This window comes from Endozoicomonas sp. (genome assembly GCF_031844845.1).
In the GTDB taxonomy this organism is placed as follows: Bacteria; Pseudomonadota; Gammaproteobacteria; order Pseudomonadales; family Endozoicomonadaceae; genus Endozoicomonas.
Map to the genome: position 1 here is coordinate 1 of NZ_JAVRMB020000353.1, position 26,592 is coordinate 26,592.

A 26,592-nucleotide genomic window follows, 5' to 3' on the forward strand; every position below is an offset into this window, starting at 1 on the left:
CTGGATGACCTCAGCGCCATGAAGCTGACCTTTGATCTTCCGGAAAGCAGTCTCCGCTATGTTCATCAAGGTGCCAGAGTCACCGCCAGCACCGATGCCTGGCCCGGTAAAACCTTCACCGGCACCATTGACAGCATCAGCCCGCGCATTGATCCGACCAGTCTGACCTTTCAGGTTCGGGCCATATTGCAGAACCCGGCGATGAATCTCCGCCCGGGCATGCTGATGCGAACCACCGTCGAACGCCCGGGAGAACAGCAACTGGTGATCCCGTCCCGCAGCATCCTTTTTGACGGCAACCGTCGCTTTGTTTATGTCATTGATGAAGAGAGTAAGGTTGAGCGCCGACAGATCACCACCGGTCAGACCATGGATAGATTCATTGTCGTGTTATCAGGTCTCAGTGCCGGTGAAATGGTGGTTAATGAAGGCGTCGTCAAGGTCAGCGATGGTCGCTCAGTGGACGTCATGGCTGAAGACCAGCAGACACTGACTTCCACACCCGGGAATTCAACCGTTTCTGATGCTGATAAGGTAATGCTCTGACCATGATACTGTCTGATTTATCCATCAAACGCCCGATATTTGCCACGGTCGTCAGTTTATTGCTAATCACCTTCGGTGTGATCAGCTTTAACCTGCTTCCGGTTCGTGAACTGCCAGACATTACGCCCCCCTCCGTGATGGTGTCCACCTCTTATAATGGTGCTTCTGCAGAGGTCATCGAAAGCAAGATCACCAATGTTATAGAGGACCAGCTCGGCGGTATTGAAGGGGTGCGTTTTATCGATAGCACCAGCCGCAATGGTAACTCCAGAATCACTATTGAGTTTTCCCCCGACCGGGAAATGGAAAACGCTGCCAATGATGTCCGTGAAGCCATGTCCCGGGTGATCTGGCGACTGCCGGATGAAGCGGAGTCACCCATTGTCTGGAAAAACGACGGCAGTGGTGAAACCATTATCAATATCAGCCTGCAAAGCGACACCATGTCACTGATTGAGCTGACCGACTATGCCGAGCGAACCCTTCAGGACCGGCTCTCTCTGGTGGATGGTGTCAGCTCCGTGGATGTGATGGGTTCCCGTGAATATGTTATGCGCATTGAGCTGGATGCCCAGGCCATGGCCGCCCGTCAGATCACCACCAGCGATGTGCGCAGCGCCCTGCGCAGAGACAACGTCGAACTCCCCGCCGGTGAGTTAACTGACACGCTCAGAACACTGCCCGTTCGGGTTAACCGGGAATACAACACCGTTAACGACTTTCGCCGTCTGTTAATCCGCCAGGACGGTAATAACAAAGTTTACCTGGAAGACATCGCCTCCATCCGCACAGAAGCCAAAGAGGTCGAAACTCTGGCCAAAGCCAATGGCCGTAATGTACTGAGCCTTGGTATTGTGCCACTGTCTCAGGCCAACCCGCTGGAAGTCATTCAGAATGTTAAAAATGAAGTAGCAGCGTTCACGCCGTTCCTGCCGGAAGGCACCTTTATGACCACCACCCGGGACTCGTCAATTTATATCCAGTCCGCCATTGACGAGGTGTATTACACCCTGGGCATGACCATTGCCCTGGTGGTCCTGGTGCTTTACATCTTTCTGGGCAATGCCCGGGCAACATTGATCCCCGCAGTGACCGTGCCAATCTCACTGATCAGTGCCTTTATTGTTATTCAGCTGATGGGCTACTCCATCAATCTACTGACCTTACTGGCCCTGGTACTGGCCATTGGCCTGGTGGTGGACGATGCCATTATTGTTTTGGAAAACATCCACCAGCATCTGGAACGGGGTGAACCACCACTGGTCGCCGCCTGGAAAGGTGCCCGCGAGGTCAGTTTTGCTGTGGTGGCGACCACTGTCGTACTGGTCATGACCTTTGTGCCCATTGTCTTTATGGAAGGTTCCGTAGGCAGGCTGTTTTCCGAATACGCCATGACGCTGATTGGCGCCGTGGTCTTCTCCAGCCTGATTGCCCTGACGCTCTCACCGATGATGAGCTCGCAGCTATTAAAGCTGAATATCAAGCCCTCAAAAGCCAGCCTGGTGATCGAAAAGACCCACCAGAGACTGACCGATGGCTACCGGAAAGCACTGGCAAAACTGCTGCGTTTCCGCTGGGCAGGCCTGCTATTACTTGGCGCATCCCTTGGCACTACCGCCCTGCTCTACCCGATGATTCCACAATCTTTCACGCCATCGGAAGATCGGGGTGAGTTTATTGTTATGGTCCGGGGGCCAGAAGGCGCCAACTTTGACAGCATGGAAGACAGCATGCTGCAACTGGAAGAAAAACTGCTCCCGCATCTGGGCCAGGGCGTTTTGAAATACCTGTTTGTGCGCTCTCCCGGCTGGGGTGGTAACAGTGGCAGCAACTCCGGCATTCTAATTGGCACGCTGGAAGATTGGAGCGACCGTGACGTCAGTGCCGCCGAGGTAATGAATCAGGTTCGCCAGTTAACCGCCAACATTCCCAATGTCCGGGCCATTCCCGTGATGCGCTCGACCATCGGTGGACGCTCTCAAGCCCCTGTTCAGTTTGTGCTGGGTGGTGGTTCTTTCGAGCAACTGGTGGAGTGGGCAGACATTATTGCTGAAAAGGCAAGAGAAAACCCCGGCCTCAGTGATGTGGACATCGACTTCAACCAGAACCAGCCGCAGCTGGAAATCACCATTAATCGTGAACGGGCACAGGAGCTGGGTGTCTCCGCAGAAGAGATCGGCGCCACGCTGGAAACCATGCTGGGCGGTGTCACCGATACCACCTTTATGGAACGGGGTGAAGAGTATGATGTGTTCCTGCGGGCCAAAGAGGAAGCCTTTACCAGTGCCCTCGATCTGGCATCATTATACGTCCGTTCTCATACGACAGGTGCCCTGATTCGCATGGACAACCTGGTCACCGTGCAAGAGGTTGGCAAAGCCGCCACGCTCAAACACTATAACCGTAATCGGGCTATTACCCTTTCTGCCGGCCTTGAAGGCAACTATTCCATTGGTGACGCCCTGAGCTTTCTCGACCAGCAGGTGGTTGACCTTCTGCCGCCGGAAGCCATCGTCAACTACAAAGGGGAATCACTGGATTACCGGTCAAACCAGAGTGCCATCGTCTTTGTTTTTGCCATGGCCATGCTGATCGTTTACCTGGTACTGGCCGCCCAGTTTGAGAGCTTTGTGCACCCGCTGATTGTTATGCTGACCGTACCCCTGGGTATTTCTGGCGCCCTGTTTGGACTGGTGGTAACAGGAGAAACACTCAATATCTTCAGCCAGCTGGCCATGATCATGCTTATCGGATTGTCCGCCAAGAATGGTATTTTGATTGTCGAGTTTATCAATCAGCTGCGTGATCAGGGGGTAGCCTTTGAGCAAGCGGTACTGGAAGCCTCAGCCCTGCGACTGCGGCCTATTCTGATGACTGCATTGACCACCGTCGTTGGTGCAATTCCACTGCTAATGGCGACAGGTGCTGGTTCTGAGTTCCGGTTTTCAATTGGTGTAGTGGTCTTTGCCGGTGTCACCGTATCCAGCCTGATGACATTGTTTGTGGTGCCGTCCATGTATGCACTAATTGCACGAAAAACCACGTCACCTGATCATGTGACGAGAAAGCTCGAGGAGCTGCTTTCGACCTGATCAGATCCCGCTAACTCTCTGTGATGGTGCCTTGTCTCTCAGGCCTGGCGCCCTCCTCTTTCTGCATATCGCTATTTCGAGACCCGCAGCCATTTTTACGGATCAGGACAGTAGCTATTCCTGTTAATTTTGAGCAATTACGAACTATTCCGCCTGCCATGGTCGAACCAAACATTGTACAGAGCAGGCGACCGTACAGGCTGTAGTGAACTCTCACAACTTACTGCCCCGCGTCGTTCAGATTACGTATTCCTTTCTCTGTGATCAGGTTATTCCCAAACGCTCACAGGCGTTCCAGGAAGCTGTCCGAGAATAGCGCCCGTAGCGAGGACAGCAGAAAACTGAGGATAAAAATCCGGTTTTTGTGAGGAGAATAGCGCGCTATTTCGCACGATTACCGCTCCCGACCTGCCGAATCAGGCTTACTTGTGCTGTGTACCTCTGACTTCCTATGGCTTCCTTCAGACCTTGCTGCTGGCCAGCAACGTCCTCGCCTAAAGCGCCTACTTTTGATGCCATTCAGATTACCTTCCCCCCAGTCGGGGTGGTTAGGCTTCTTTCAGCCTGACGGGTTTGCCCGCTTCGCTGGGCAAACAAAAAAAAACAGCACCTGCAGGTGCTGTTTTTAATCACTATCAATACATCACAGATTCAAAAACTACCATTTTTACTCTGGGTTGAATGAACCAAGATAATCCCAGTCATTATTATCAATGGCGTCAGGAAAGTAACCGTAACCATTTTTCTTTAACTGGTAGTAACGCTTACCACCCTTGTTATAGAAAAATATTTCACCTTTGACACCACCGGAAGCTTTCTCGTCATCCCAGCTTCTGAGGGCATCCTGCCGATACCAGTCAAGCATCAGCTGATCAAACGCTGCCAGTGTTATATTACCCGGCATGATGGGCTCAAGCGTCTGGTTACTGGTGATGTAGATCCAGGATTCACTGCTGGTCTGGTTCTCCGGGAATGCATCACTCTGTGCCGCCGTGCGCTGCATAAAGTAATCCCGGGAATCGAGACTGGCATTGGCATAGACAAACACCTGCCGGTCTTCGGTGGTGGTTTCCCGATCCTCCCAGCCCAGCAACTGGTCAATACCATAGTAACTGGCCACTCGCTCATCCATACTCAGGTCATTATCATGGCGTTCGAAGCTGGCCGGAATGGGTGCAACATTGACATGGTCTTCTGCTGAACCCAGATACTTCCACTGGTTGTTGCTTTGCTGATTATTGGGAGGCAGATCAAAGCCCTGGTGCTTGAGCAGGAAATAATCATGGGTCAGGGTGCTGGCATTCTTTAACCGATAAATCTCACCTGCCTGTCCGGAACCCGATCCAACAACGTCAATAATACTACCGGTGCCGTATGAAAGAAGGATAGAGGCTTCAAATGCCTCCAAACTGGCGACTACCTTCGGAATATCAGCGTTGTCAACAAACAGGGACAGCTGGTCGATCACTTCCGAATAGCCTTTATCCCGGCCAATAGTAATCGTTGGCGGTGGGTTCTCGGCTGAAGGATTCAATGGTCGACTGGTGAGCAGTGTTTCTCCAAGGTCGTCAGGATTCAGAGTGTCTTTGAACACTGGCAGCAGTGTCAGGTCAGTGCCTTCAAAAAACCAGTAGTCATTGGACTCACCAGTGGCCGGGAAGTACCCGTAGCTACCATCCTTTAACTGACGATAGTATTCCGTGGTGCTGTTCCTGCTGTAGGCGTACATATCCCCGGCTTTGGAGTTCCCCTTGTCGGCACCCCAGGCTTTAAATTCAGTTATCTGGAAGTAGTCGTCTATCAGCCAGTCCTGATAAAGCGGCTCAATATCTTCGGCTGGACAATACAGCGATACCACCTCCGGGTTCCGACTTTGTGCCAGATTAATGTGGAACTTGTTGCTGGTGCTGGAGCCATACCGGAGACCATTGAGACCAATGGAATCCAGAGAGCCATCAGCATAATCCACATTCATCCAGCAATCACCCGGTTCCGGTGCATTGTGCTGGTAAACCGTACCGTAATTACCCTTCATGGCCGGGTATATATAAGACTTCAAGGTCTTCTGTGGGTCATAGAAACCCACCATTGTATACACCGGTTTTCCAATCATAACCGGCTTTAGACGGTTACTGTCTGTCAATTCTTCCATGGACTGAGTGTCAGGGTTCCACTTGACATACCCGGTACTGGACTCTGATGACAGGTTGGCCATGGTTGCGAAATTAGCCTGAATGCGCTTCAGGGTGTAACCCGTATGCAGGGTATATTTTGAGATGGGTGAAGAACTGTGACCACCACTCATGGCGTCGGTGTTGTATTTATATAGCTCTTTAAAGGGTTTGGTAATATAACCGTCATAGACATTATCGGAGGGCTCTACAGTCCAGCGCATATTGCCGATCATCCGGTTCTGAAAGCTGTCGTAGCCCCAGCCGCTGACCTGGTTATGAGTGTTCCACTGGCCGCCACCCGGATAATGCCCCATACCATGAGAGTGACCACCTTCATGACTGAACTCATTACCGGTGGTGCTGTACAGTGTCAGCATGCCGTTGCCGCCACTGAGTCCATGTTGTATCTCACCGTTGGTGTAAAACCCCTGACTTTTATGAACCACCCGCTGATTGAAATAGGCAGGTTGCCATTGGGCACCGCCCTGGGAGTCGGGGATTCCGAAGTTGGCATTATTGATACCTATTGATATCAGTTCTTTACCGATACGTTCACGCATATCTCCGGAGTAAACATCACCTTCCGTCTCACTGGTGCCGCCCGGTTCATACCAGGTGCCATCGGGCAGGACAATTTGATCCCAGTACACCGGCAGATAGTTAGCCACCACCAGACTGGCAACAGGGACTTTCTGGAAATAGTCAACGCCAAGCAGAGCCGATTGCTGCTCCATTAGATGAGTGTCATTGGGCTCCATAAGCATCCCGATGCGAATATTCTGCAGCACCAGCTCGGAGGGAACACCGAAGTCTATCTGATCGGACGACAGAGTACCTTTATCACCCTTCTGGTCAATAAACTCAAGAGAAAGGCCGGGCTGCATCCAGTCCCAGGGCAGTTTTGTATTCCAGGCATTACTGGCGTAAATCACTTCTGCCCGGTCGTCAGTATTGTTCTGATCAGTCTTTGGCAGCAGGTGCGGTGGCAGCAGATAACGCTCACCCAGCAAATTCCCGTCCATGTAAGCGATCAATTTAATGAAAGCGTCCGAAGCCGGAGCTGACGATGCAATAAACATCACCATGGCTTCACGATCCCGGGTCAGATCAGGCAACTCCTGGTCAGCGTTATTATTGGCGTTAATCGTCAACGCCTGGGCAAACTGAATCCGGCCCTGGAGGCTACCACTCAGGTCATTCTGCCACGGCAGATCGTCAATAAAGCCAATCGCCCCCGGGTTGGCCGGTGGCTCAGGCTGGATGGGCTGCTCTTCGACTGGCGGTGGCGCGGGAGGAACAGGTGCCTCCGTATCGGCTTCTTTATCACTCTTGCAACCGGCCAGAAGGGTGGCTGCAACCATCACGGTGAAAATTTTTTTCGTAATATCATTATTGGAAATTTATTTAGCCAGTGTTCAGACCATGATAAGTTTTTAGACCAGCAAAAGACTACCGGTAATGTCGAACTTTATGAAAGTATTTTCACTTATGAGGCAGTGGATGATTACGTAACATGAATGCACTTCGCTCCTTATCCATCAATCGCGTGTTAAATGTCAGTTTACGCTCGCGTCCCGAGCTTGTAAAAATCAGTCTCGGCATACTCAAAGGCAGTGATCACTTAATATTGGAAGAGTTAGACAAAGTAGACGTCCCGAAACGTTTCCCTATAGTCATACGTTATTTGACCCCGGACAATCTCCCAACAATGAAAGATCTCTGGCATATCTCAGTAATTAAGCCGTCAGATAGTGAAAGATTTGTGCTTGTTACAATAAACACCTCCATCTGACAGGGGCAAGGATACTGAATCACACACTCACCACCGTCGGTCCACCAAACGCTGTAACCTTCGGTGCCTTACCCCGCCATTTTTCAATCTCGACAATGCAGGTAAATGCCGAGCAACACTGGGCCAGATCGGAAGTGCCGATATCCAGAGTCAGGGTATTGGGATCACCATAGGTATCGATGGAGCCAATCTCAGCATCCACAGGTGCATACCAGGCACCTTCATGAATTCGCACGACACCGGGGTAATAACGATCCGAGACTCTGGCTCCGGCGATCAACTGCCCCCGGTCATTGAATACCCTCACCAGGTCACCTTCCTTAATCCCCCGCTTTTTCGCATCGCCCGGGTTCATATACACCGGTTCACGACCCTTGACCGAATAGGTTTCACGATAGTCGGTAGAATCACATAATTGGGAGTGCAAGCGCTGGTCCGGATGGCAGGATTGCAGCGCCAGGGGAAAACGATCAGAACCCGGACCACCATGACTGCGTTCTGCTTTTTCCAACCAGGCCGGATGCCCCTTACAGTTCTCATACTGATACCGGGCAATTTTCCGGCTATAGATCTCAATCAACCCGGAAGGCGTGCCCAGCGGATTAATTTCCGGATCATCCCGGAACTCGGCATGGCGCACCCAGGGCTTGCCTTTGCCAAAATCCACAAACCCCTGCTGCCAGAAGGTGGTGAAATCCGGCATTTCAAACTTGCCTTTGTTTTTACTACGACAACCATCGTACAAAAAATTAAGCCAGGTAAACTCATCCCGGCCCATGGTGTACTCTTGATGTCGTCCAATACGGGCACTGAACTCCCGCCATATTTCCCAGTCCGAGCGAGACTCAAATAGCGGTTCCGACAGCTTCTGCATGGCCAGCACACCCCGGGCGGCATAGGAGCCATACAAGTCCATATCGTGTCGTTCGAACTGGGTGCAGGCCGGAAATATAATATCGGAAAAACGACAGGTTGCCGTCCAGGTGTAATCCACAGTCACCACACACTCCAGCTTATGGAATGCCTTCTTCATGCGATTTTTGTCCTGGTGGTGATGCCAGGGATTATTTCCAGAGATCACCACCATTTTCAGATCCGGCAACGTAATCTCGCCACCGTTATAATTGATCACTTTGCCCGGTTCCAGAATCGCATCAATCCATCGTGCTACCGGAATAACCTTTGAATAACCGGCAAAGTCATCATTATCAAAAATCGGATCCACACCTTCCGGTGGATTCAGCGGAAAGGAATTAGGCCCGGAACCGCCGGAAGACGGCGTGCCAATGGAGGAATAATGATGACCATAACTGATCCCGCCACCGGGCAGCCCAATTTGCCCGATCATGGCCGCCAGCACTGCTGCCATCCAATAGGGCTGCTCACCATGCTGCTGCCGCTGAATACTCCAGCCCATCAGGATCTGTGTCCGCCCGCTGGTCATAATACCCGCCAGCTCTCGTATTTTTTTCGGGCTGACACCACAGATCGGTTCAGCCCATTCCGGGGTTTTCGGCGTATTATCCGTGTCGCCGTTAACATAGGCTTTAAATTCTTTGAAGCCCAGGGTGTAACCACGAATAAACTCAGCATCGTAGAGCTTGCGGACAATCATCTCATGGGCAACGGCCAGCATCATGGCTACATCGGCCAGAGGGTTGACATAGAACGTCTCGGCGCCAAGAAAGGCGGCGGTTTTCGTCACGGCCGGATCAATGCTGATCACCCGGATTTTTTTGTTCTGAACTTTACCTTTCAACTGTTTCAGGTAACCAATGCCGTCGTGGGTTTCACAGGCCCAGCCCACCTGGAGATTCTTCAGTGGGTCATTGGCCCATAAGATAATAGTGTCGGCATTTTCCAGAATCAGTTCCCAGGACGTACCCTGAGAATACACTTCCGTGGATCCCAGTATATAGGGCAGGATCACCTGGCCGGCACCCGTCGAATAATCCCCTATTTTTCGGACGAAATTACCGTGCAGGGCCATGGCTCTCTGCATATGATTGGTGCAGGAATGAAACTGCCCGGTAGCCCGCCAGCCGGTCTGTCCGGCAAACAGAGCCCAGGGGCCATAGGTGGTTTGAACTCGGTTCAACTCACGAATTAACAGGTTATAGGCTTCCTGCCAGGTGACCCGGACGTACTGATTATTCCCCAGATTGGAACGATCGGATTTATGGCCATTTTTCAGAAAATCCAGCCGCACCATGGGATAGCGAATTCGGGAAGAACTGTAAATGGAGCCCCGGATTCCCTTCAGCATATCCGAGGGATTATTGTCCAGTTCAAAGGGCCGAACCTCGGTGACAATACCATTGCTGCGATAAGCCCGGAAGGCACCAAAATGAGAGCCGGTTACCCGCCAGCCGTCGTCCAGAGGCAAATCACCGGCATCTTTCGCCGAATCGGCAGCCCTGAGGGGAGAAAAGGGTAATAATGCAGCCGTAGAACCCGCCAGCGCTCCCTGAAGAAAACGTCGCCTTTTGATGGTCATAAAAGTTTACTCCTGGCGCAGAACACAGGGTTAGGGTTACTTATAGCCGCGCTACTGCCCCATCTCCTGGTTAGTACTGACACTGACAAAAATATTTTTGATCACCGCAAAGGATGCGAAATAACGTCCTGACGACAGGCTTAGATCCACGCACTGGTATTGCAACAATAGAATCTGCTGGCTGCCGGCAGCGATCAGCCCGAATAACATGGCGCTTATTACGGCGTTTTCTTTCTCAATGATAAATACGGTATCCCGCTCTGACCCACCGCAGATTTTGGCAATCCTGCCCATGGAGTCATTAAAAAATGCCTGAAAAGGCAGATAGCTTTCACTGGCCTGATCGGCAAAGTCGTGGTAGCCATAGGTTGCAGAGATAGGTGTGCCAAAAAATTCTTTGGTCTGGGTAATGGCCGGCCCTTCCTGACTATTGGCAAGTGCTGTATCCGGGAGCGGCCCTATCAATACTGTCAATAAAAATACCTGTAAAACAGCCAATGAAGCTTTCATTGTTCACCTCCTCAGATTGCTTCCTGTTACCAGACCGAATCAGACGAGCTATCAGCAATTTCACCAGCAATGGTAGACTCATCCGCTTTTGTTTGCTCTGCCCCGATGGGTTCACCGGGTTTCTTTTCGGCATCAGAGCCATGGGGCTCCGCATAAGTCGATGAATGGAACTGAAGGTATTTCAACACCAGATTCTGGGTATCATCATCCATATTGACAAAGGCAATCATGCCATTAAACATCCCGGGCCAGGTATTGGCGTCGAAATGCGCCACATCCGGCTGACTGTGACACTGGCTGCAGGACTCACGATAGGTGGTAGCGGCAAAATCCCATAACCCGGTAGCCGAGTCGGTCAGCTCGCTGGCATCGGTCCACAGGTCTACGGTTACTTTTTGCCAGGTCAGTCCAGTCAGATCATCCTCTTTCTCTTCCAGAACCTTGACTACGTCGTCTGATTTGGCCGCGGCTTTGGTCAGTTCAGCCTCTTTAATATTGATGCCAAAGTCTTCATTAATTATCCGACCGGCACCAATGCGTTTCCGCCAGCCTGCTAACCGGAATTTAACCCGACCTTCGCTCTTTTCGGTCACGGTAATTTCAGTAGCAATATTCAGTTCCCCGGCTTCCTCTTTGGTGGTGGCATCCATATACAGTGGCTTCTGAAGCACGACGAAATAGTTTTTCCCAACCTCAGGAATACTGATGCTGACAACAGACAGTAACTGGTGCGTACGACCATCCGTGACCGGCAGGTGATGGGCAATACCCTTATGACAATCAATGCAGCTCTGATCTCTGGCCGCCGCCCCTTTCATCTGTTTCTGGGCCAGCGGTGACATATCCTCCCATTTCATGCTGTCGTAGCTATGGCAGTTTTTACATTCCAGGGATTTGTTGGCCGAAAAGCGGGCCCACTCATTAGAGGCCAGATCTATCCGCCTTGCCTCAAACTTTTCCCGGGTATCGATAGTCCCGAAGATCATTGCCCACACTTCTTTGGATGCCTGCATTTTCCGGGCAATTTTATTGGTCCAGTTGTGGGGTACATGGCAGTCTGGACAGGTAGCCCTGACGCCGGAATGGTTGCTCCAGTGCACTGTCCCTTGCAATTCCTGGTAAACATTATCCCGCATTTCATGGCAGGAAATGCAGAAGGCTTCGGTATTGGTGAACTCCAGGGCGGTATTAAAGCCACCCCAGAAAATAATGCCCATCAAAAACGAAACAGTGGTAATGACACCCAGACTGATATACCGGGCCGGTCTGGATAAGGTTTGCCAAAGCTCTCTCAGAAACCGGAGAACATAGAGAATGAAGTTACGAATCATAGGATAAATGCTGAGAGTGACAATCGTGGCTAAAGAGGCAGAAGCAGCGAGCGCTACAAAGGTTTACCCATGACCCGGAGGCCCCATCATCAGTTGGGAGAACCAGACCATAAAGCCATAGCCACTGACCACCATGATGCTCAGCAAGGGGAAAAGAACAACAATAACCAGAGCCAAAGCCTTATATTCCCGGCTCCGGGTAGTGGGTTTGTCACTCACAACGGGTATCCTCAATCAAAAAATAAACCATGGCGAAGGATTCAGAGCAGCAGGTGTATCAACAGGACTTGCAGGGCAGGTAATTGGAAAAACAGTGTGCTCAGAATCAACCAGGGTAAAACAGCATTTTAATACTGCTTTCTATTTCTTATGCTCCTCTCTCTGACAAAGCGTAATAAAGAGGAACGATGTCGAAATTATTTTCACCACCGCAGTATAGGATAGAATCCTGCTTTACCTGTTAAAATTTCAAAAGAACCTGTTACATCCACCTCAACCCATTGCAGTCCGCGATTAGCCGCAAGTCGAATGCCTGCGAGCGTGTTTTCCGGCGCCCCCCGAGACCTCGATATCCGATAACCCGGCTCATTATCATGAATGACCTCGCCACAGATAAGAACCAAAACAAACACAGGAACAGGGCTATTCTTACCAGACACCCTGTTCTAAGGACACTAAGATGCGGCTGGTTTTACTCAGCATTGAGCCTGTTGAGGCCGGGTTTGTCACCCACGGATTTATTGTTCAGGCTGCGCAGGGCTGTCTGCAAGAATGCAGATAGTTGCTCGTACATTCCTGCCAGAACCACAGGCTCGCCTACTTTCCATGATGAAGGGTTTGGACCCAGACGATAAGCGTATAATTCAGGCTCCATCTCTGTTTCTTTAATTAATACTTTGTCACCCTCGATCAGGGCTACCAGAGGATCATTACCCGATGGCTTGATAATGGCAAAGCCAGGATCATTTTCATCCAAAGCGAGAATATCTCTGCCCCAGCAGTGTTGTGCGTAGGGTGTACCGAGCAGGCTGATAGCGGTGGGTACAACATCAGGCTGCGACATGACTTTGGTGACCGTTCCCCCGACGGCATCACGCAGACCCGGAGCGATCATCAGAACAGGGACTTGGTGGCGTAGCAGGTCGACAGGTTTGTCACCCACGACGGTATCCTCAATCAAAAAAGAAACCATGGTGAAGGATTCAGAACAGCGGGCGTATCAACAGGACTTGCAGGGCAGGTAATTGAAAAAAGGCGTGCTCGGAGTCAGCCAGAGTACAACAGCATTTCAATGCTGTTTTCTATTTCTTATGCTCCTCTCTCTGACAAATCGCCCTGACAAAGCGTAAAGAGGAACAATATCGAAATTATTTTCACCGCCGAGTATAGGACAGAATCCTGCTTTACCTGTTAAAAATTCAAAGAAACCTTCTTACTATGGGAACTAATCGACCAATAGAAAGACTAAGTCCCTGATGGCTCTCGTTCTCACAATATATCAATGCACGTTTTATAGAAATGGTAACTACTAATCGACAGTTATGGTATCGGTGAGGCCCCGGGGTTGCTCTATCAACTAATAGCTGACTGGAACGGGGCTAATAGCAGTGGGCATTATAAGGGACAGAATATCGTAATTTTGAATAAACCTGATTCTCCTGTTGCTGATACCAAACATAAAGAGCAAAGCAGTCGCAGAGAACAGAAACACCAATCCACCATTACGGATAAGCCAATATGGCAGCGGACCATTGCACTGGCTACACGGGCAGCAAAGTACTGTGGCAATAACGCTATCAATAATGCCACCCGGGCAGGCAATCTGATCATAAACAACCGCTACAGTCTCGTGTACAAAGGGGCGTTGACCATGTGGTTCGGGAGCCAGGTGACATTGGGTCAGCCAGACTGTCTGCCCATGGCGGCCAATACTATCGCTTATCAGTTCGGTAACCTCGTCCGGCTGTCCTATTGTGGCGATTATCTGTATTCAATAGGGGCTAACAGCCAGAGCAAGTTCTATAACCAGTCCTATCAATGGCATGATGAAATGCCAAAACATGAGGCTGAGCTGGATGAAGATGATGCAGAACACCGGTATATTTGCCAGCAGCATCGAAGCGTTGTTATCACCGTAAAAGTTGAACAAGAGGAGTATTCGGTCAGGGTGTTAGTGCTTAAGGATGATCTGATTAACCCAGGGAGATCCCAATTTGAAGTCAGCCACCCTCTTCCTGAAACACTGAGAAGAGAGCTGGCTCTGCAAGTTGCCAATCTGATAACAGAAAACGCCCGGAATACTTTTCACCTGGAAACCAGTAAAAACAGGGACTGTGCTGAGGCCGGCAGCCCTGACGATGTTTTGCAGCGGTGTAATGGCGTCTCCGCATTACCCGCAGATATAACACAGACAGGCGATATCCATCTTATGAGTTGTCCTGATGGCCAGATAGCCAGCCCGCTTTGCTCTTTTAATACAACCTCTGCCGAACCGGTTTATCAGCAGGGATTTGATCTTTATAAGGGAGATAACCTGGCCTTTAGTGCCACAGGAATTTGTCATCAGAAAGCCTCTGTCGAAGTAATGCAGGATGGGGAGGTTTTAGCGTCCTCACACTTTCCCGGCGACGCCAGTCAATGCTTTTTAGAAAACACCGTTCTACCGGAAACCAGGGCATTTGTTAAGGATCTTTCACACGTTAATCAGGAGGATATCAATAGTATATGCGCTGACTTTTATGGTCGGGACCACGTTGCAACGGACCTTGGCCCTTGTTCTCACAGAGTTATGCCCTCATCTGACGTTAACATATTCTCTCCCTCTGCCCGGGAAGATGATGTCAGGTGTCACCTCGAACCACCCACATCACCTTCTGAAACGGCCTCCGCAACAACCGATAAAAGGCAAAGCCCACAGGAGCCAACCACGGATAAACCACCGTCTACAGATAATGGCATTTCATTAACGCCGGCTACCATTGGTATTGGCTTGGGAATCCTGAGTGTGGTCGCTATCGGTACCGGTATTCTGGGTTATGCCCTGCACGGAGTAAAATGCGCGGTAAACAACAGATACCGGAGCAGTGATTCAGATAGCGATTCTGCCCGGGAGGCTCAAACATTTGTATAATACCAATTCCACTTTCTAATGCTGAATGCTGCCCGTGGAAACTCAACAACCTCAAGCTCCCCTTGTTTGATTGAGGTCTGCCGCCTCAAAAACGACCACCTCAGAGGGGGCTTCCCCCAGGACGATAGCACCGAAAGCACCGAAGAAGGAGGTTATGGGGGGCAGGCTAATGAGTGGGGGGAGATGAAACGGCAGAAGCTGGATGAGTTGAGTCGAAAGATTAATCAGACCTCTACTGAAAGCGGTTGTATGACAGTCATCATTAGTGATCAAAATTCCTGTCGTAGCCGGTAAAATAATTCAGGGATAGTTCATTCCTTAATCCAGTTTTCTACTGACGACTCAAGCTTTGTCTTGCTGATGTATCTACATAGTATATACTTTGATCATTCGCCATGTAAGGAACAGGCAATGAGAACAGAATCAACGATCAAAAAATGGGGCAATGGCCTTGCCCTGCGCCTTAGTGGCCCAATGAGGGACATTCCCGGTTTCGAGGAAGGTATGGGGGTAGAGGTTGAAATCAGCTCTGACGGGCTGATTATCAGGCCAAAGACCCGAAAATCGATATTTCCCTATACCGAAGAAGAGCTGATCGCCAGTATGAAAGAGGTGATAAAAGAAGGTGATCTGGGTGACTGGCTGGAAGATACCCTACCCTCAGAGGATAACTTTTAATGGCTGATTATATTCCGGATCGGGGAGATATTATTCTGCTGAATTTTTTCCCGTCAAAGGGGAGTGAGCTTGGTAAACGCAGGCCAGCCCTGGTGCTTTCTTCCCGCGCATACAATGAAGTAATCGGGCAGGTCATTTGCCTTCCTGTCAGTTCCCAGGAAAAGAGCCGGCCTGCCAATGTGGAGGTTTCAGGCCTTGATATCAATCCATCTTTTGTCATACCCGGCCTGATCCGAACCCTTGACTGGCAACAACGAAAGGCTGAGTACGTAAAAACAGTGGATAATGAGCTTTATAGAGAGGCTATTGCCAGATTACTTCCACTGATAGGCGCTGAGGTTCTGCTATCCCCGGAAGGTCCGCAGGATTAGTTTTCCGAAGCCCGGGACTACAGTTTATCCCACCGAATTTCATCCCGATGAATACGCTGGGCAGACATATAATAGATAACCTGACCCGCCTCCACGTTATCGTTACTGGCTGGATTTAATCGAAGGTCATTACCCGTGGCTGAGTCAGCAACCCCCAAGGCAATAGCTTCATGACTGGTTTTGAAAAATTCCAGTAACCGGCCAAAGGTGGTGCCGGGAAAGTTTTCAGGTACACGAACACTGTATTGCGTCGGCCCGACCAGGGTAGATAACAGCTGCTGCTGAATACGGGATGAGCCAGGATCCTGGGCAGAGCGCACCAGCAGTTCCATGGAAATATTGCTATGGCATTCAATTTGCGGACAGTGGGAACGAAGCAAATTTACCATCTGGTCATTTTCAAACCAGGCGACAATATGTGCTTTTGTTTTGGTCACAATGGTGAGACAAGTGGCCAGTGTCTGATCATCGGAATCACGAAACACAATCACCCGCCCGGCACGTTCAACACCCGTCCGCTGGATCAATGCCGGATCATTCAGGTTTTCGCCACGAACGAACAGCACCTTGTCCGGAAACGGGTTATCAATCTCTTCTGAAATACACAGCAATACTTTCCGGTTATCCCGACGGGTATCCCCAAAAATAAGGTCCACCATTTTCTCTGTACGATGACGGTGCCAGCCAAAAATGACCACATGATTTTCCAGTGCCGAGAAATCCCCGCTACCCTGCATACCCCTTCTCCATACGGTAATAAAAAAAGACGACAGCTTCCCGAATACGGCCGCGAGAACCATAACGCCACCCGGCAAAATAAACAACGAGGCCAATACCCGGCCCAGCTCACTGCCAGGGCTCAGATCCCCATAGCCAACCGTGGTCGATGTGGTGACATAGAAATAAAGCCATTGGGCCGGAGACAGCAATGCGGTTTCCCCAGCCAGCCACATCAGAGACCAGGACAGAACAAAATGCCCAAATAATAACAGCAGTACAGCCAGCCAGCTCAATTTGAGAAACTGATGATGAAAAAATCGTACGGTTAATTTAAGAAAATCCAAGCCATTCACTCCATGAATTATCTGAATGGGATATTAACATATTCGTTTATTGCAAGATCGGATAATAATCGGTTATTCAGCAATAGCACTATGCCCCTACAGCTCTATCCTTATGTTTTCAGATGAATGTGATACATGCAGCGTTTTTTTGAAAGAAAATCGGCACAAACACGGATTGTTCAGATAGCGTGCATATCGCATTCTCTCTGTCTGTTTTTCATCGCACTTTTCACTTCACTCTTTTCCTTAAGAATGGATCACCATGCGGCACCTGAATCCTGATAAATACCCCGCTTTTGTATTGATTATCCTGACGCTATTTGCGGTGGTAGGACCTGTGTCCATTGATATTTTCACGCCATCGCTCCCGGCCATTACCGATTATTTCGGAACAACATCGGCCATCGCTCAGTGGAGCGTTGGCCTGTTCATGCTGGGCTTTTCCCTGTCCATGCTAATTGTTGGCCCTCTGGCTGACCGTCTGGGGCGCAAAAAAACCCTGATCATTGGCTACTCGCTCTATCTGGCGGCCACAGGCGTCACGCTGTTAACCGACAGCATTCATGTGTTTATTGCGGCCCGGTTTGCCCAGGCCATCTTTGGCTGTTTCGGTACCGCCGTTGCCCGTATGCTCGCCAGAGATTATTATCAGGATCAAATGGAGGTCAAAATGCTGGCCTACATTGGTGGCTGCTTAACTATTGCACCAATGGCTGCTCCCATTGTCGGTGGCTATCTTCAGGAGTACGCCGGCTGGAAGTATAGCTTTATCGCCATGGCGGTTATGGCGATAGTGGCCATGCTGGCACTGGTCTTCCTGCCTGAAAAACATAAAAAAACCACGTCAGAAGCCACCACTCAAGGATCGGTTATCGCCGGCTATAAAGCCGTACTGTCTGATATTCGCTACCTGCGCTTCACCGTTGCCGCAGGCTCAGCCTTTGCCGGCGCCTTTGTTTTTGTTGCGGGTGGTTCATTTGTCATTATCGGACAACTGGGCTTATCCCCTGCCACCTATGGCTATCTCTTTGCAGTGGCCATCGCCAGCTACCTGCTCAGTGCTTCTCTGGGTCCAAGGCTGACGGCAAAGATGAGTCGCAGTCAAAGTACCCTAATAGCTGGCACTTTGTTACTGATTGGATCCATGGTTTCCCTGGGCAGTGGTTTATTAAGCGAAGGTCAATCCATCACTGGCTACGTGGCCGGCATTGCTATTTATGAGTTGGGTCTGGGTTTGTTCATGCCACTGTGTCAGGCCAGAGCTACTGAGCACATGAAAGAGAATATTGGTACTGCCTCTGGTCTTATATTCTTTATTGAAATGTTGCTGGCCACACTGATCAGCGCACTGATTGGCTTATTGCCAGAAGCCGGTACGCTGTCTCTGTCGGTCATTACTCTGGTGGCTGTGGCCATTTCCGGTCTGTGCCTGATGAAAACCAGTAATGCAACAACTCCGGCTCCACAGGCTGCCTGAATCTGTTACTATCAAAACGGTCTGGCTCGCTACTGAACCAGGCTTCTTACGTTTTGAAATTGCTTCAGGTGCCTGATATATATGAGCGATACCATTTACATGGAGATGGCCCACTCTCTGGCCAAATTATCAAAATGTGTGCGCCTACAGGTAGGTTGCCTGCTAGTTAAAGGTGGGCGGGTGCTTTCTACTGGTGTGAATGGCACTCCTTCCGGCTATATCAACTGCAATGAAGCTGACTATGAAGATCACCATCAATGGTCACTGAGGCATGAAATTCATGCGGAGCTAAATGCCGTAATCTGGGCTGCCAGACTGGGAACGCCTATTGAAGGGGCTACCGCCTATGTCACCCACAGCCCCTGCGACCAATGCACCAAGAACCTGCTGGCCGCTGGCATTCATCGTATTGTTTATGACGTTCAGTATGACCGTAATCCGCAGGAAGAGTTGTCGCAGTTCTGCCGGGAGAATGGGGTTGCTATAGAGCAGGTTTCAATAATAAAAACGACCGTTTCCTGAAAAGGGACGTATTCAGTGTGAGCAGTCAGATAATATCGGAATTATGTTCTGGGTTTACAAAATTTCTGAAATAATAAAATTTTTTGGACTGCTCATGAAACCGTTTCGGTCTCATCCCACAAAGTCGATCCATCAGGTCAGCACTGTAGCCTTCTAAATTATGCCAATCATAGAAATCTTCCATAACATGAGCAGCCATTGAAAATTGGGCGCCGAGCTGAACCCTGAATCGGAGTGGTGCGTGATTGATAAGAGCTATAAAATGTTCAGTTTTCAATTTATCCGGCTCACTAAACCAGCCATCTGGTAGTTTTACACCCAACAACCTGCCATATAAGTTTGCTATTTGCTTTTCGGTAATTTCAAGAATTTCAAGGCTTGCTTTTACTTTAAGTTCAATAACCGGATAACCTGTATTTCTCGACTCAATAATCATCATTCCATTATCAAAAACTTTCATCCGAAGAAGCCATTCTTTGTTTTGAATAAAATGAGATTGAACTACAGGGTTTTCGCACGACTGTATTTGCTGATCAATAAATATCATTAAATTATGAAAGTCATCTTCTCTATATCCAAGACCAAGATTCAGAAATCTATCATTCAGATCAAACCTGATCATACTTGTCTTCATCATATACTCATCAACTACCTCATCTGAAAGTATGTGAGGAATACTGCTGTTTTTTACTTTTGTTGAATATTCATGGTGGGGCCGACCTTTCTTGTTGACCACTCGCCATGGAGATTGATCATCCCCGTCGGTATCCGCACCATCATTATCAAGATAAGGAACCTCTTTGCTATAAACCAGCTCGGACTCTGCCTGACCCAACGGAAAACTGCCAGATTCTGAATCTGAATCGACACATCCGGTTTTCTTGAACCCTGCCGAATATTTAACAGGAAATCCCCTGGCTGAAGTGCCAGATAACGTATCTTCAACCAGAATTGACAATTCTGAAGCATTTTCAAAAGTTTTCAATGGTGTCGCCACAGAAGATTGACTTCCATTTTTTTTCGAACCTTGTATCGTTCCTTTAAGTTTTGTATTACCGTCGAGGAATAACTCGTCCGTAGGTACTGATGGTTTATCAGAAGAAGACTCTATCCTATTTTGTAAAAAATCAATCTTTTCATTTACAAGAATTATTTCAGTAGCATAAGTAAAAGCAGTTGCTCGTTGCATGCTACCTTTCTGAACACTTTTTTCCAGAAAACCCTTATATTTCAACCACGCCTTTAACGCTTGCTCATCTTCACCTTTTTTCCCCAAAACTCTCGCCAGGTTCTTTTGTAATTCTGGACGGGAGGAGACCACCTTTTTTAAGTAGGTTATCGAATTTTCAAGCCGTTGTGCATTTTCATCCCCTTGCACAGTAGAATCTGCCAATTTCTCATGCAGAACAGCCAGTAATGCTTTTATACGTGCATCAAGCAATTTAATACTGGAACATTTGCTATCACTTTCCAATATACGGATTGCAGCTTCATACTGGTTCTTTGCTATCATTGCCAGAGCCAAGTATAGATTGGGCTTATCAATTTCACAGCATTTCAAAAGTTCGTCCCCTTTTGAAACCTCACCAACAAGGAAAAAATACAGTGCTGACCGTGCTGCCCAAACTTTCGAAAATTGAGTTCTCCCCCCAACAAATATTGACGCCTCATAATGCCCCTCCATAATCGGCCTGATCAAATCAAGCTCACTTTTACTGCCAACAAGAAAAGACAGATATTCCACCGCCTGATCTGGATTAATCGTTTCAAAGGGCCATTTGGATAAACCAAGATTATTTGCAATCAAAATCAACAAGGCAACCAATGAATACTTCGATGAATCTTTAATTTTATTATCAAAGTCAGCAGAATCTTCATTTATCTCCGAAATACAGATTGCGTTGTAATTAGCAACATGAATATCATTATCTTGTTTAGCACTGGCAAGCATTGCATCGCCAATCTTGTTAAGTATTTTATGATGATTTCTATTACCTTTTTTATAATTCTGCAAAAACGCGCCACCGACCAAACCCATGCCAATGAAGTCAACTAAACAATGTTGTTCGTTATCAATCATACTCATGAGCATGTCCAATGGCCGATCTGACAAACTATTAGCCTTAGTAACGGGTGCCTGCCTCCCCCTTCTTTTTGATACCCCCTTCCCAAACACATCATATGCAGTCATTTGATTATTTTTATTACTAATATACCTGCTTAAATTTTTTATCAAAAACACTGAAACCATTCTAAAGTCATTATTATTAATAAGATGATTTGCAAGATCTTCCTTAAGCTGCTTGTTGTATAACTCGATAATCTCAAAGGTTTTTACATCTACCAAGCCACATTCATCCTCTCTGTACAATTGATAAGCAACCAGCATCCTACATTCTAACGGAGACAAATCATATTGAACTTCATGATCGAACAGTTGACTATTATGCGCCAAAGACCCACTAACAGAAATATCATCTAACGAAAACACTAGATAAAAATGCGAAAGAAAATAATCAAGATCATCAATAAAAGTAGCTTTAGTGTCAGATATTAATTTTTCATACAAGAGAACTTTTCTCACATTTCTTTTTTGAGATTTTAATAGCTGATAGTCTCGAATAATCTCATCTACTTTATTCCTGGCAACCACAACACTTCTGATAGAAATATATATACTATCATCCTTCAACAATTCATCTGAAAACACACCAAACCCTTTATTACTTAAAATTTTACAATACGGGGAAATAATGGATTTATTTTTTTCCTCTAGTTCTTCAATAGCAGGAAGCAACTTTTCAATAAGACCATCAATATCATTTGTTTTAACACTCCGAGCACAACTATACCATCCCAGCTTACTCTTACCTGACAATTTCCATATAGAAAACAAATCATCAAATGATTTTCTTTTTTTACAATGAGATAACAGCTCATCAATAGTCTCTTCCACTTTAGTATTTTTCCTGGATGCTACACCTTCTACAATCCCATCTAATAAATGTTTATAAAGAATCAGTACGGCAAACTTTCTCTTCCCATGTTGATCAATGGGCTCGCCATTATAATACTTGATAAAATTAATTATTTGTTGTCTTACCTTATTCAAAGATTTTTTGTAATTATCACTATTTGCAACAATCGGCATTTCCGCAGCCTGATTGACAGAGCCATAAAGAACTCTATTTTGACCGCTCGAATAATAACTTTCCTCAGGACTCTCTGATACCGTGCCTGCAGATCTCGACAGATTTCTAACCGGATCGGACTTCCCCACATCTCGCACAGCAATTACAGAACTTGCTACACCATTATGAGGTGTTACCCATTCCGTCTCACATCTACCAGAGATTTGTCTAACCACTCCACCTGAAGCAGCTTTTTCTGAAGCTGCCTTTTTTTCAGAACCACCGGGCACCGTCGATTGAAGATAATCTACTGTGTGCACGCCTTTACCTCATGTCATGAAACTATATATTGATAGTTAGACCACTTAATGATTAATAGGTTTCATTTTAAAATCAGCCACTTCTAAATACTTGAATCCAGCAGTATTGTCCGGGGTACAACCCTCAGCCTTTCTGATACCATTCCCCACCAGAACTAATAATTACTGGTACGCTATCCATGCTGCAAGCTACGCCAAAACAACAAAAAACCCTGTCCCGATCTCTAAAAGAACAGCTGCAACAACTGCTGAAAAAACAAATTCTGATTCTTGATGGTGCCATGGGCACTATGATCCAGGGCTATAAACTGGGCGAACAGGATTATCGTGGCGAACGCTTTGCCAACCATAGCTGTGATGTTAAAGGCAACAACGACCTGCTGGTACTGACCCGTCCGGATATTATCCAGCAGATTCACCGGGATTACCTGGCAGCGGGTGCCGATATCCTGGAAACCAACACCTTTAATGCCACCACCATTGCCATGGCCGATTACCAGATGGAAGATCTGGTGCCGGAAATCAACCGGGAAGCTGCCCGGCTGGCCCGGGAAGTGGCTGATGAATTCACCAGGGCCAATCCGGACAAACCACGCTTTGTTGCCGGTGTGATCGGCCCAACCAACCGTACCGCCTCTATCTCACCGGATGTGAACAACCCCGGCTATCGCAATACCAGTTTTAATGAACTGGTGACGGCTTATCAGCAGGCAGCCCTGGCGCTGATCGAAGGAGGTTGCGATATCCTGTTGATTGAAACCATCTTTGATACGCTGAATGCCAAAGCGGCTATCTATGCCGTCAAGGATCTGTTCGATCAGCTGGGCTTCTCTCTGCCCATCATGATTTCCGGCACCATTACCGATGCCTCTGGGCGGACATTATCTGGACAGACGACGGAAGCCTTCTGGAATGCTATCGAACATGCGGAACCACTTTCGGTGGGTTTGAACTGTGCCCTGGGTGCGACTGAACTAAGGCCCTGGCTTGAAGAACTCTCCAATTGCGCTGGCACCTGGATCAGTGCTCACCCCAATGCCGGACTTCCCAATGCTTTTGGTGAGTACGACCAAACACCGGAAGAGATGGCCGAAATTGTGGCAGAATTTGCCCAGTCAGGTCTGATCAATATCATCGGAGGCTGCTGCGGAACCTCCCCTGCTCACATCAAAGCCATTGCTGAACGGGTTGCCAGCATCACGCGACGCTCGATTCCCCAGATACCCGTTGCCTGTCGCCTGAGTGGTCTTGAACCTTTTAACATTGATAAGAACTCCCTGTTTGTGAATGTGGGTGAACGCTGTAATGTCACCGGTTCTGCCCGATTCAAGCGCCTGGTTATCGATGGGGATTACGATACCGCCCTGGATGTGGCCCGGGACCAGGTGGAAAATGGCGCTCAGGTCATCGACATCAATATGGACGAAGGCATGCTCGATGCCAAAAGCGCCATGACCACCTTTTTGAAGCTGGTGGCTTCAGAACCGGATATTTCCAGAGTGCCGGTGATGGTGGACTCTTCCAAATGGGAGGTGATTGAGGCAGGCCTGAAATGCATACAGGGCAAAGGCATCGTCAACTCCATCAGCCTGAAAGAAGGTGAAGCTAACTTCCGCCAGCAGGCAAAGCTCTGTAGAAATTACGGTGCCGCTGTGGTGGTGATGGCCTTTGATGAGGAGGGTCAGGCCGATACCGAAGCCCGTAAGATTGAAATCTGTCAGCGTTCTTACGACATCCTGGTCAACGACCTTGGATTTCCACCTCAGGATATTATTTTTGACCCCAATATTTTTGCCGTGGCTACTGGTATTGATGAGCACAATAACTACGCTGTCGATTTTATCAATGCGGTGACGTACATTCGGGAAAACCTGCCTCATGCCATAACTTCTGGTGGTGTCAGTAATGTCTCCTTCTCTTTCCGGGGGAATAACCCGGTTCGGGAAGCGATCCACGCGGTCTTCCTTTACCACGCCATCAAGGCCGGGCTGACCATGGGAATTGTTAATGCCGGTCAGCTGGAAATCTATGAAGAAATCCCCAAAGACCTGAGAAACAAGGTTGAAGATGTCATTCTTAATCGCACCAGTGAAGGGACAGAAGCCCTGCTGGCCGTTGCCGATCAGTTTCGTGGCGCAGCCACCGGCGAGAAAAAAGTCGAGGATCTTGCCTGGCGGGAATGGCCCGTCAATAAACGGTTGGAACACGCGCTGGTGAAAGGGATTACCACCTACATCGTGGACGATGCCGAAACGGCACGCCTGGAAGCCAGTCGTCCTATTGAAGTCATTGAAGGTCCCCTGATGGACGGCATGAACGTGGTGGGCGACCTGTTCAGTGCCGGTAAAATGTTTCTTCCCCAGGTGGTGAAAAGCGCCCGGGTGATGAAACAGGCCGTTGCCCATCTGGTGCCGTTTATCGATGAAGAAAAAGGCGGAAAAGCCCGATCCAATGGCAAAATCCTGATGGCCACTGTCAAAGGTGATGTACACGACATCGGTAAAAACATTGTCGGTGTCGTATTAGCCTGTAATAACTTTGAAATCATTGACCTGGGCGTTATGGTGCCCTGTGAGAAAATCCTGAAAACGGCCATTGAAGAACAGGTGGATATTATCGGCCTCAGCGGCCTGATCACCCCTTCTCTGGATGAAATGGTGCATGTGGCCAGTGAGATGCAGCGTCAGGGGATCAACTTACCGTTAATGATTGGCGGCGCGACCACTTCCAGAGCCCATACGGCGGTTAAAATTGAGCCCAGGTTCCAGAATGATGTTGCCATTTACGTCACGGATGCTTCTCGCAGTGTGGGTATCTCGACTCGTCTGATGAGTGACACCCTCAAGCCAGCGCTGGTAGAAGAAACTCGCTCAGAGTATGAAAAAATTCGCATACGTCATGAAAAACGGAGCAATAAGCGGGCACTGTTGACCTATGACGAAGCCGTGGATAATGCCTTCAAACCCAACTGGAAAAGCTACGAGCCACCGAAACCGGCTTTTACCGGTGTAAAAGTTTTTGAAGATTACCCACTGACAGAGCTGGCTGACTATATCGACTGGACACCATTCTTTATCACCTGGGATCTGGCGGGTAAATTCCCTGCTATTTTGTCGGATAATGTAGTGGGTGAAGCAGCCACCAGCCTCTATGACGATGCACGACAAATGCTTGATAAGCTGATTAATGAGAAACTGATCAGCGCCCGGGCGACGATAGGTTTCTGGCCTGCCAATCAGGTGAATCATGATGATCTCGTGATATACACCGATGAGGCTCGAACTGAAGTCAAAGTACAGCTGCACCATCTCCGTCAGCAGGCACCCAAACCGGAAGATAAGCCTAACTACAGCCTTTCTGATTTCGTCGCACCGGAATCATCGGGTCTGGCTGATTACATCGGTGGCTTTATAGTGACTGCAGGCATTGGTGCTGATGAACTGGCTAAAAGTTACGAAGCTGCCGGTGATGACTACAACAGCATTATGGTGAAAGCACTGGCTGACCGTCTGGCAGAAGCTTTTGCCGAATGCATGCATAAGAAAGTCAGGAAAGAGTACTGGGGTTATGCGGGTAATGAGCAACTCTCCAATGAAGAGCTGATCAAAGAGAAATACACCGGTATTCGTCCGGCACCCGGCTACCCTGCCTGCCCTGATCACACTGAGAAATCCGCACTGTTTACCCTGCTGCAAGGTGAAGAAAATTCTGGAGTCTCACTCACCGAGCATTTTGCCATGATGCCCGCAGCCAGTGTCAGTGGCTGGTACTTCGCTCATCCGGAGGCAAAGTATTTTGGCCTTGGTAAAATCGATAAAGATCAGCTGGCCTCTTACGCCGAGCGTAAAGACTGGTCAATGGAGGAAGCTGAACGCTGGCTTCGCCCAAACCTTACAAGCTGATTTTTTAAGGGGCTATAAAGGCCCTTTTTTTTTGGTCTCCTCCATATTTCGACCA

The 26,592-nt window shown here is 48.6% G+C and carries 18 protein-coding genes; 9 read left to right on the top strand and 9 right to left on the bottom strand.

Annotated elements, in window-relative coordinates; genetic code table 11:
* Positions 1 to 546: efflux RND transporter periplasmic adaptor subunit (locus RM811_RS19305; RefSeq protein ID WP_402527470.1), on the top strand; the 546-nt coding region annotated here is incomplete at its 5' end.
* 2 nt (positions 547 to 548) lie between these two features.
* Positions 549 to 3,638: an efflux RND transporter permease subunit gene (locus tag RM811_RS19310; protein WP_402527472.1), complete on the top strand. Its 3,090-nt coding sequence runs from the start codon at positions 549 to 551 to the stop codon at positions 3,636 to 3,638.
* 381 nt (positions 3,639 to 4,019) lie between these two features.
* Here RM811_RS19310 and RM811_RS19315 read toward each other — a convergent pair whose 3' ends face one another.
* The 7 genes from RM811_RS19315 to RM811_RS19345 all read right to left on the bottom strand — a co-directional run bounded on the left by RM811_RS19315 (position 4,020) and on the right by RM811_RS19345 (position 13,134).
* Positions 4,020 to 4,157, bottom strand: a complete 138-nt coding sequence (locus RM811_RS19315) for a hypothetical protein (RefSeq protein ID WP_402527473.1) — start codon at positions 4,155 to 4,157, stop codon at positions 4,020 to 4,022.
* Between the two features lie 148 nt (positions 4,158 to 4,305).
* On the bottom strand, positions 4,306 to 7,173 hold the full coding sequence (locus RM811_RS19320; RefSeq protein ID WP_402527475.1) for a M66 family metalloprotease: 2,868 nt from the start codon (positions 7,171 to 7,173) through the stop codon (positions 4,306 to 4,308).
* 450 nt (positions 7,174 to 7,623) lie between these two features.
* On the bottom strand, positions 7,624 to 10,101 hold the full coding sequence (torA, locus tag RM811_RS19325) for a trimethylamine-N-oxide reductase TorA (protein WP_402527477.1): 2,478 nt from the start codon (positions 10,099 to 10,101) through the stop codon (positions 7,624 to 7,626).
* A gap of 51 nt (positions 10,102 to 10,152) precedes the next feature.
* Positions 10,153 to 10,611, bottom strand: a complete 459-nt coding sequence (locus RM811_RS19330) for a hypothetical protein (protein WP_402527478.1) — start codon at positions 10,609 to 10,611, stop codon at positions 10,153 to 10,155.
* 26 nt (positions 10,612 to 10,637) lie between these two features.
* The gene (torC, locus tag RM811_RS19335; RefSeq protein WP_402527479.1) at positions 10,638 to 11,942 is read right to left on the bottom strand and encodes a pentaheme c-type cytochrome TorC; all 1,305 of its coding nucleotides are present in this window, start codon (positions 11,940 to 11,942) and stop codon (positions 10,638 to 10,640) included.
* 63 nt (positions 11,943 to 12,005) lie between these two features.
* Entirely contained in the window at positions 12,006 to 12,161 is a 156-nt protein-coding gene (locus RM811_RS19340) for a periplasmic nitrate reductase, NapE protein (RefSeq protein WP_402527481.1), read from the bottom strand.
* Between the two features lie 472 nt (positions 12,162 to 12,633).
* Complete coding sequence (locus RM811_RS19345; RefSeq protein ID WP_402527483.1) at positions 12,634 to 13,134, bottom strand: hypothetical protein; 501 nt, start codon at positions 13,132 to 13,134, stop codon at positions 12,634 to 12,636.
* A 447-nt stretch (positions 13,135 to 13,581) separates the two neighbouring features.
* On the opposite strand from RM811_RS19345, the gene RM811_RS19350 reads away from it, so the two are divergent.
* The 4 genes from RM811_RS19350 (at position 13,582) to RM811_RS19365 (ending at position 16,121) form a co-directional block, all read left to right on the top strand.
* Complete coding sequence (locus RM811_RS19350) at positions 13,582 to 15,072, top strand: hypothetical protein (RefSeq protein ID WP_402527485.1); 1,491 nt, start codon at positions 13,582 to 13,584, stop codon at positions 15,070 to 15,072.
* A 66-nt stretch (positions 15,073 to 15,138) separates the two neighbouring features.
* Complete coding sequence (locus RM811_RS19355) at positions 15,139 to 15,366, top strand: hypothetical protein (protein ID WP_402527487.1); 228 nt, start codon at positions 15,139 to 15,141, stop codon at positions 15,364 to 15,366.
* Positions 15,367 to 15,483: 117 nt separating this feature from the next.
* On the top strand, positions 15,484 to 15,750 hold the full coding sequence (locus RM811_RS19360) for a hypothetical protein (RefSeq protein WP_402527489.1): 267 nt from the start codon (positions 15,484 to 15,486) through the stop codon (positions 15,748 to 15,750).
* Entirely contained in the window at positions 15,750 to 16,121 is a 372-nt protein-coding gene (locus RM811_RS19365) for a type II toxin-antitoxin system PemK/MazF family toxin (protein ID WP_402527491.1), read from the top strand. The genes RM811_RS19360 and RM811_RS19365 overlap by 1 nt, the downstream gene beginning before the upstream one ends.
* A 17-nt stretch (positions 16,122 to 16,138) precedes the next feature.
* On the opposite strand, the gene RM811_RS19370 is transcribed toward RM811_RS19365, so the two are convergent.
* On the bottom strand, positions 16,139 to 17,185 hold the full coding sequence (locus tag RM811_RS19370) for a potassium channel family protein (RefSeq protein ID WP_402527492.1): 1,047 nt from the start codon (positions 17,183 to 17,185) through the stop codon (positions 16,139 to 16,141).
* Positions 17,186 to 17,447: 262 nt separating this feature from the next.
* Between RM811_RS19370 and RM811_RS19375 the strand changes: the two genes are divergently transcribed.
* A complete protein-coding gene (locus RM811_RS19375) occupies positions 17,448 to 18,662 on the top strand; it encodes a multidrug effflux MFS transporter (protein ID WP_402527494.1) in 1,215 nt (404 codons plus the stop codon).
* An 81-nt stretch (positions 18,663 to 18,743) separates the two neighbouring features.
* Positions 18,744 to 19,184, top strand: coding sequence for a deaminase (locus RM811_RS19380; RefSeq protein ID WP_402527495.1), 441 nt, complete (start codon positions 18,744 to 18,746; stop codon positions 19,182 to 19,184).
* Between the two features lie 25 nt (positions 19,185 to 19,209).
* Here RM811_RS19380 and RM811_RS19385 read toward each other — a convergent pair whose 3' ends face one another.
* Positions 19,210 to 22,635: a tetratricopeptide repeat protein gene (locus RM811_RS19385; RefSeq protein ID WP_402527497.1), complete on the bottom strand. Its 3,426-nt coding sequence runs from the start codon at positions 22,633 to 22,635 to the stop codon at positions 19,210 to 19,212.
* 179 nt (positions 22,636 to 22,814) lie between these two features.
* Here RM811_RS19385 and metH point away from each other — a divergent pair, with 179 nt between their 5' ends.
* A complete protein-coding gene (gene metH, locus RM811_RS19390) occupies positions 22,815 to 26,537 on the top strand; it encodes a methionine synthase (RefSeq protein ID WP_402527499.1) in 3,723 nt (1,240 codons plus the stop codon).
* Positions 26,538 to 26,592 lie beyond the last annotated feature (55 nt).

What these genes read in the sequence shown, in the direction of transcription:
- RM811_RS19310 (WP_402527472.1), top strand. Translation starts at nt 549, where the DNA reads ATGATACTGTCTGATTTATCCATCAAACGCCCGATATTTGCCACGGTC.
- RM811_RS19315 (WP_402527473.1), bottom strand. Translation starts at nt 4,157, where the DNA reads ATGGCATCAAAAGTAGGCGCTTTAGGCGAGGACGTTGCTGGCCAGCAG.
- RM811_RS19320 (WP_402527475.1), bottom strand. Translation starts at nt 7,173, where the DNA reads ATGGTTGCAGCCACCCTTCTGGCCGGTTGCAAGAGTGATAAAGAAGCC.
- torA (WP_402527477.1), bottom strand. Translation starts at nt 10,101, where the DNA reads ATGACCATCAAAAGGCGACGTTTTCTTCAGGGAGCGCTGGCGGGTTCT.
- RM811_RS19330 (WP_402527478.1), bottom strand. Translation starts at nt 10,611, where the DNA reads ATGAAAGCTTCATTGGCTGTTTTACAGGTATTTTTATTGACAGTATTG.
- torC (WP_402527479.1), bottom strand. Translation starts at nt 11,942, where the DNA reads ATGATTCGTAACTTCATTCTCTATGTTCTCCGGTTTCTGAGAGAGCTT.
- RM811_RS19345 (WP_402527483.1), bottom strand. Translation starts at nt 13,134, where the DNA reads ATGGTTTCTTTTTTGATTGAGGATACCGTCGTGGGTGACAAACCTGTC.
- RM811_RS19360 (WP_402527489.1), top strand. Translation starts at nt 15,484, where the DNA reads ATGAGAACAGAATCAACGATCAAAAAATGGGGCAATGGCCTTGCCCTG.
- RM811_RS19365 (WP_402527491.1), top strand. Translation starts at nt 15,750, where the DNA reads ATGGCTGATTATATTCCGGATCGGGGAGATATTATTCTGCTGAATTTT.
- RM811_RS19375 (WP_402527494.1), top strand. Translation starts at nt 17,448, where the DNA reads ATGCGGCACCTGAATCCTGATAAATACCCCGCTTTTGTATTGATTATC.
- RM811_RS19380 (WP_402527495.1), top strand. Translation starts at nt 18,744, where the DNA reads ATGAGCGATACCATTTACATGGAGATGGCCCACTCTCTGGCCAAATTA.
- metH (WP_402527499.1), top strand. Translation starts at nt 22,815, where the DNA reads ATGCTGCAAGCTACGCCAAAACAACAAAAAACCCTGTCCCGATCTCTA.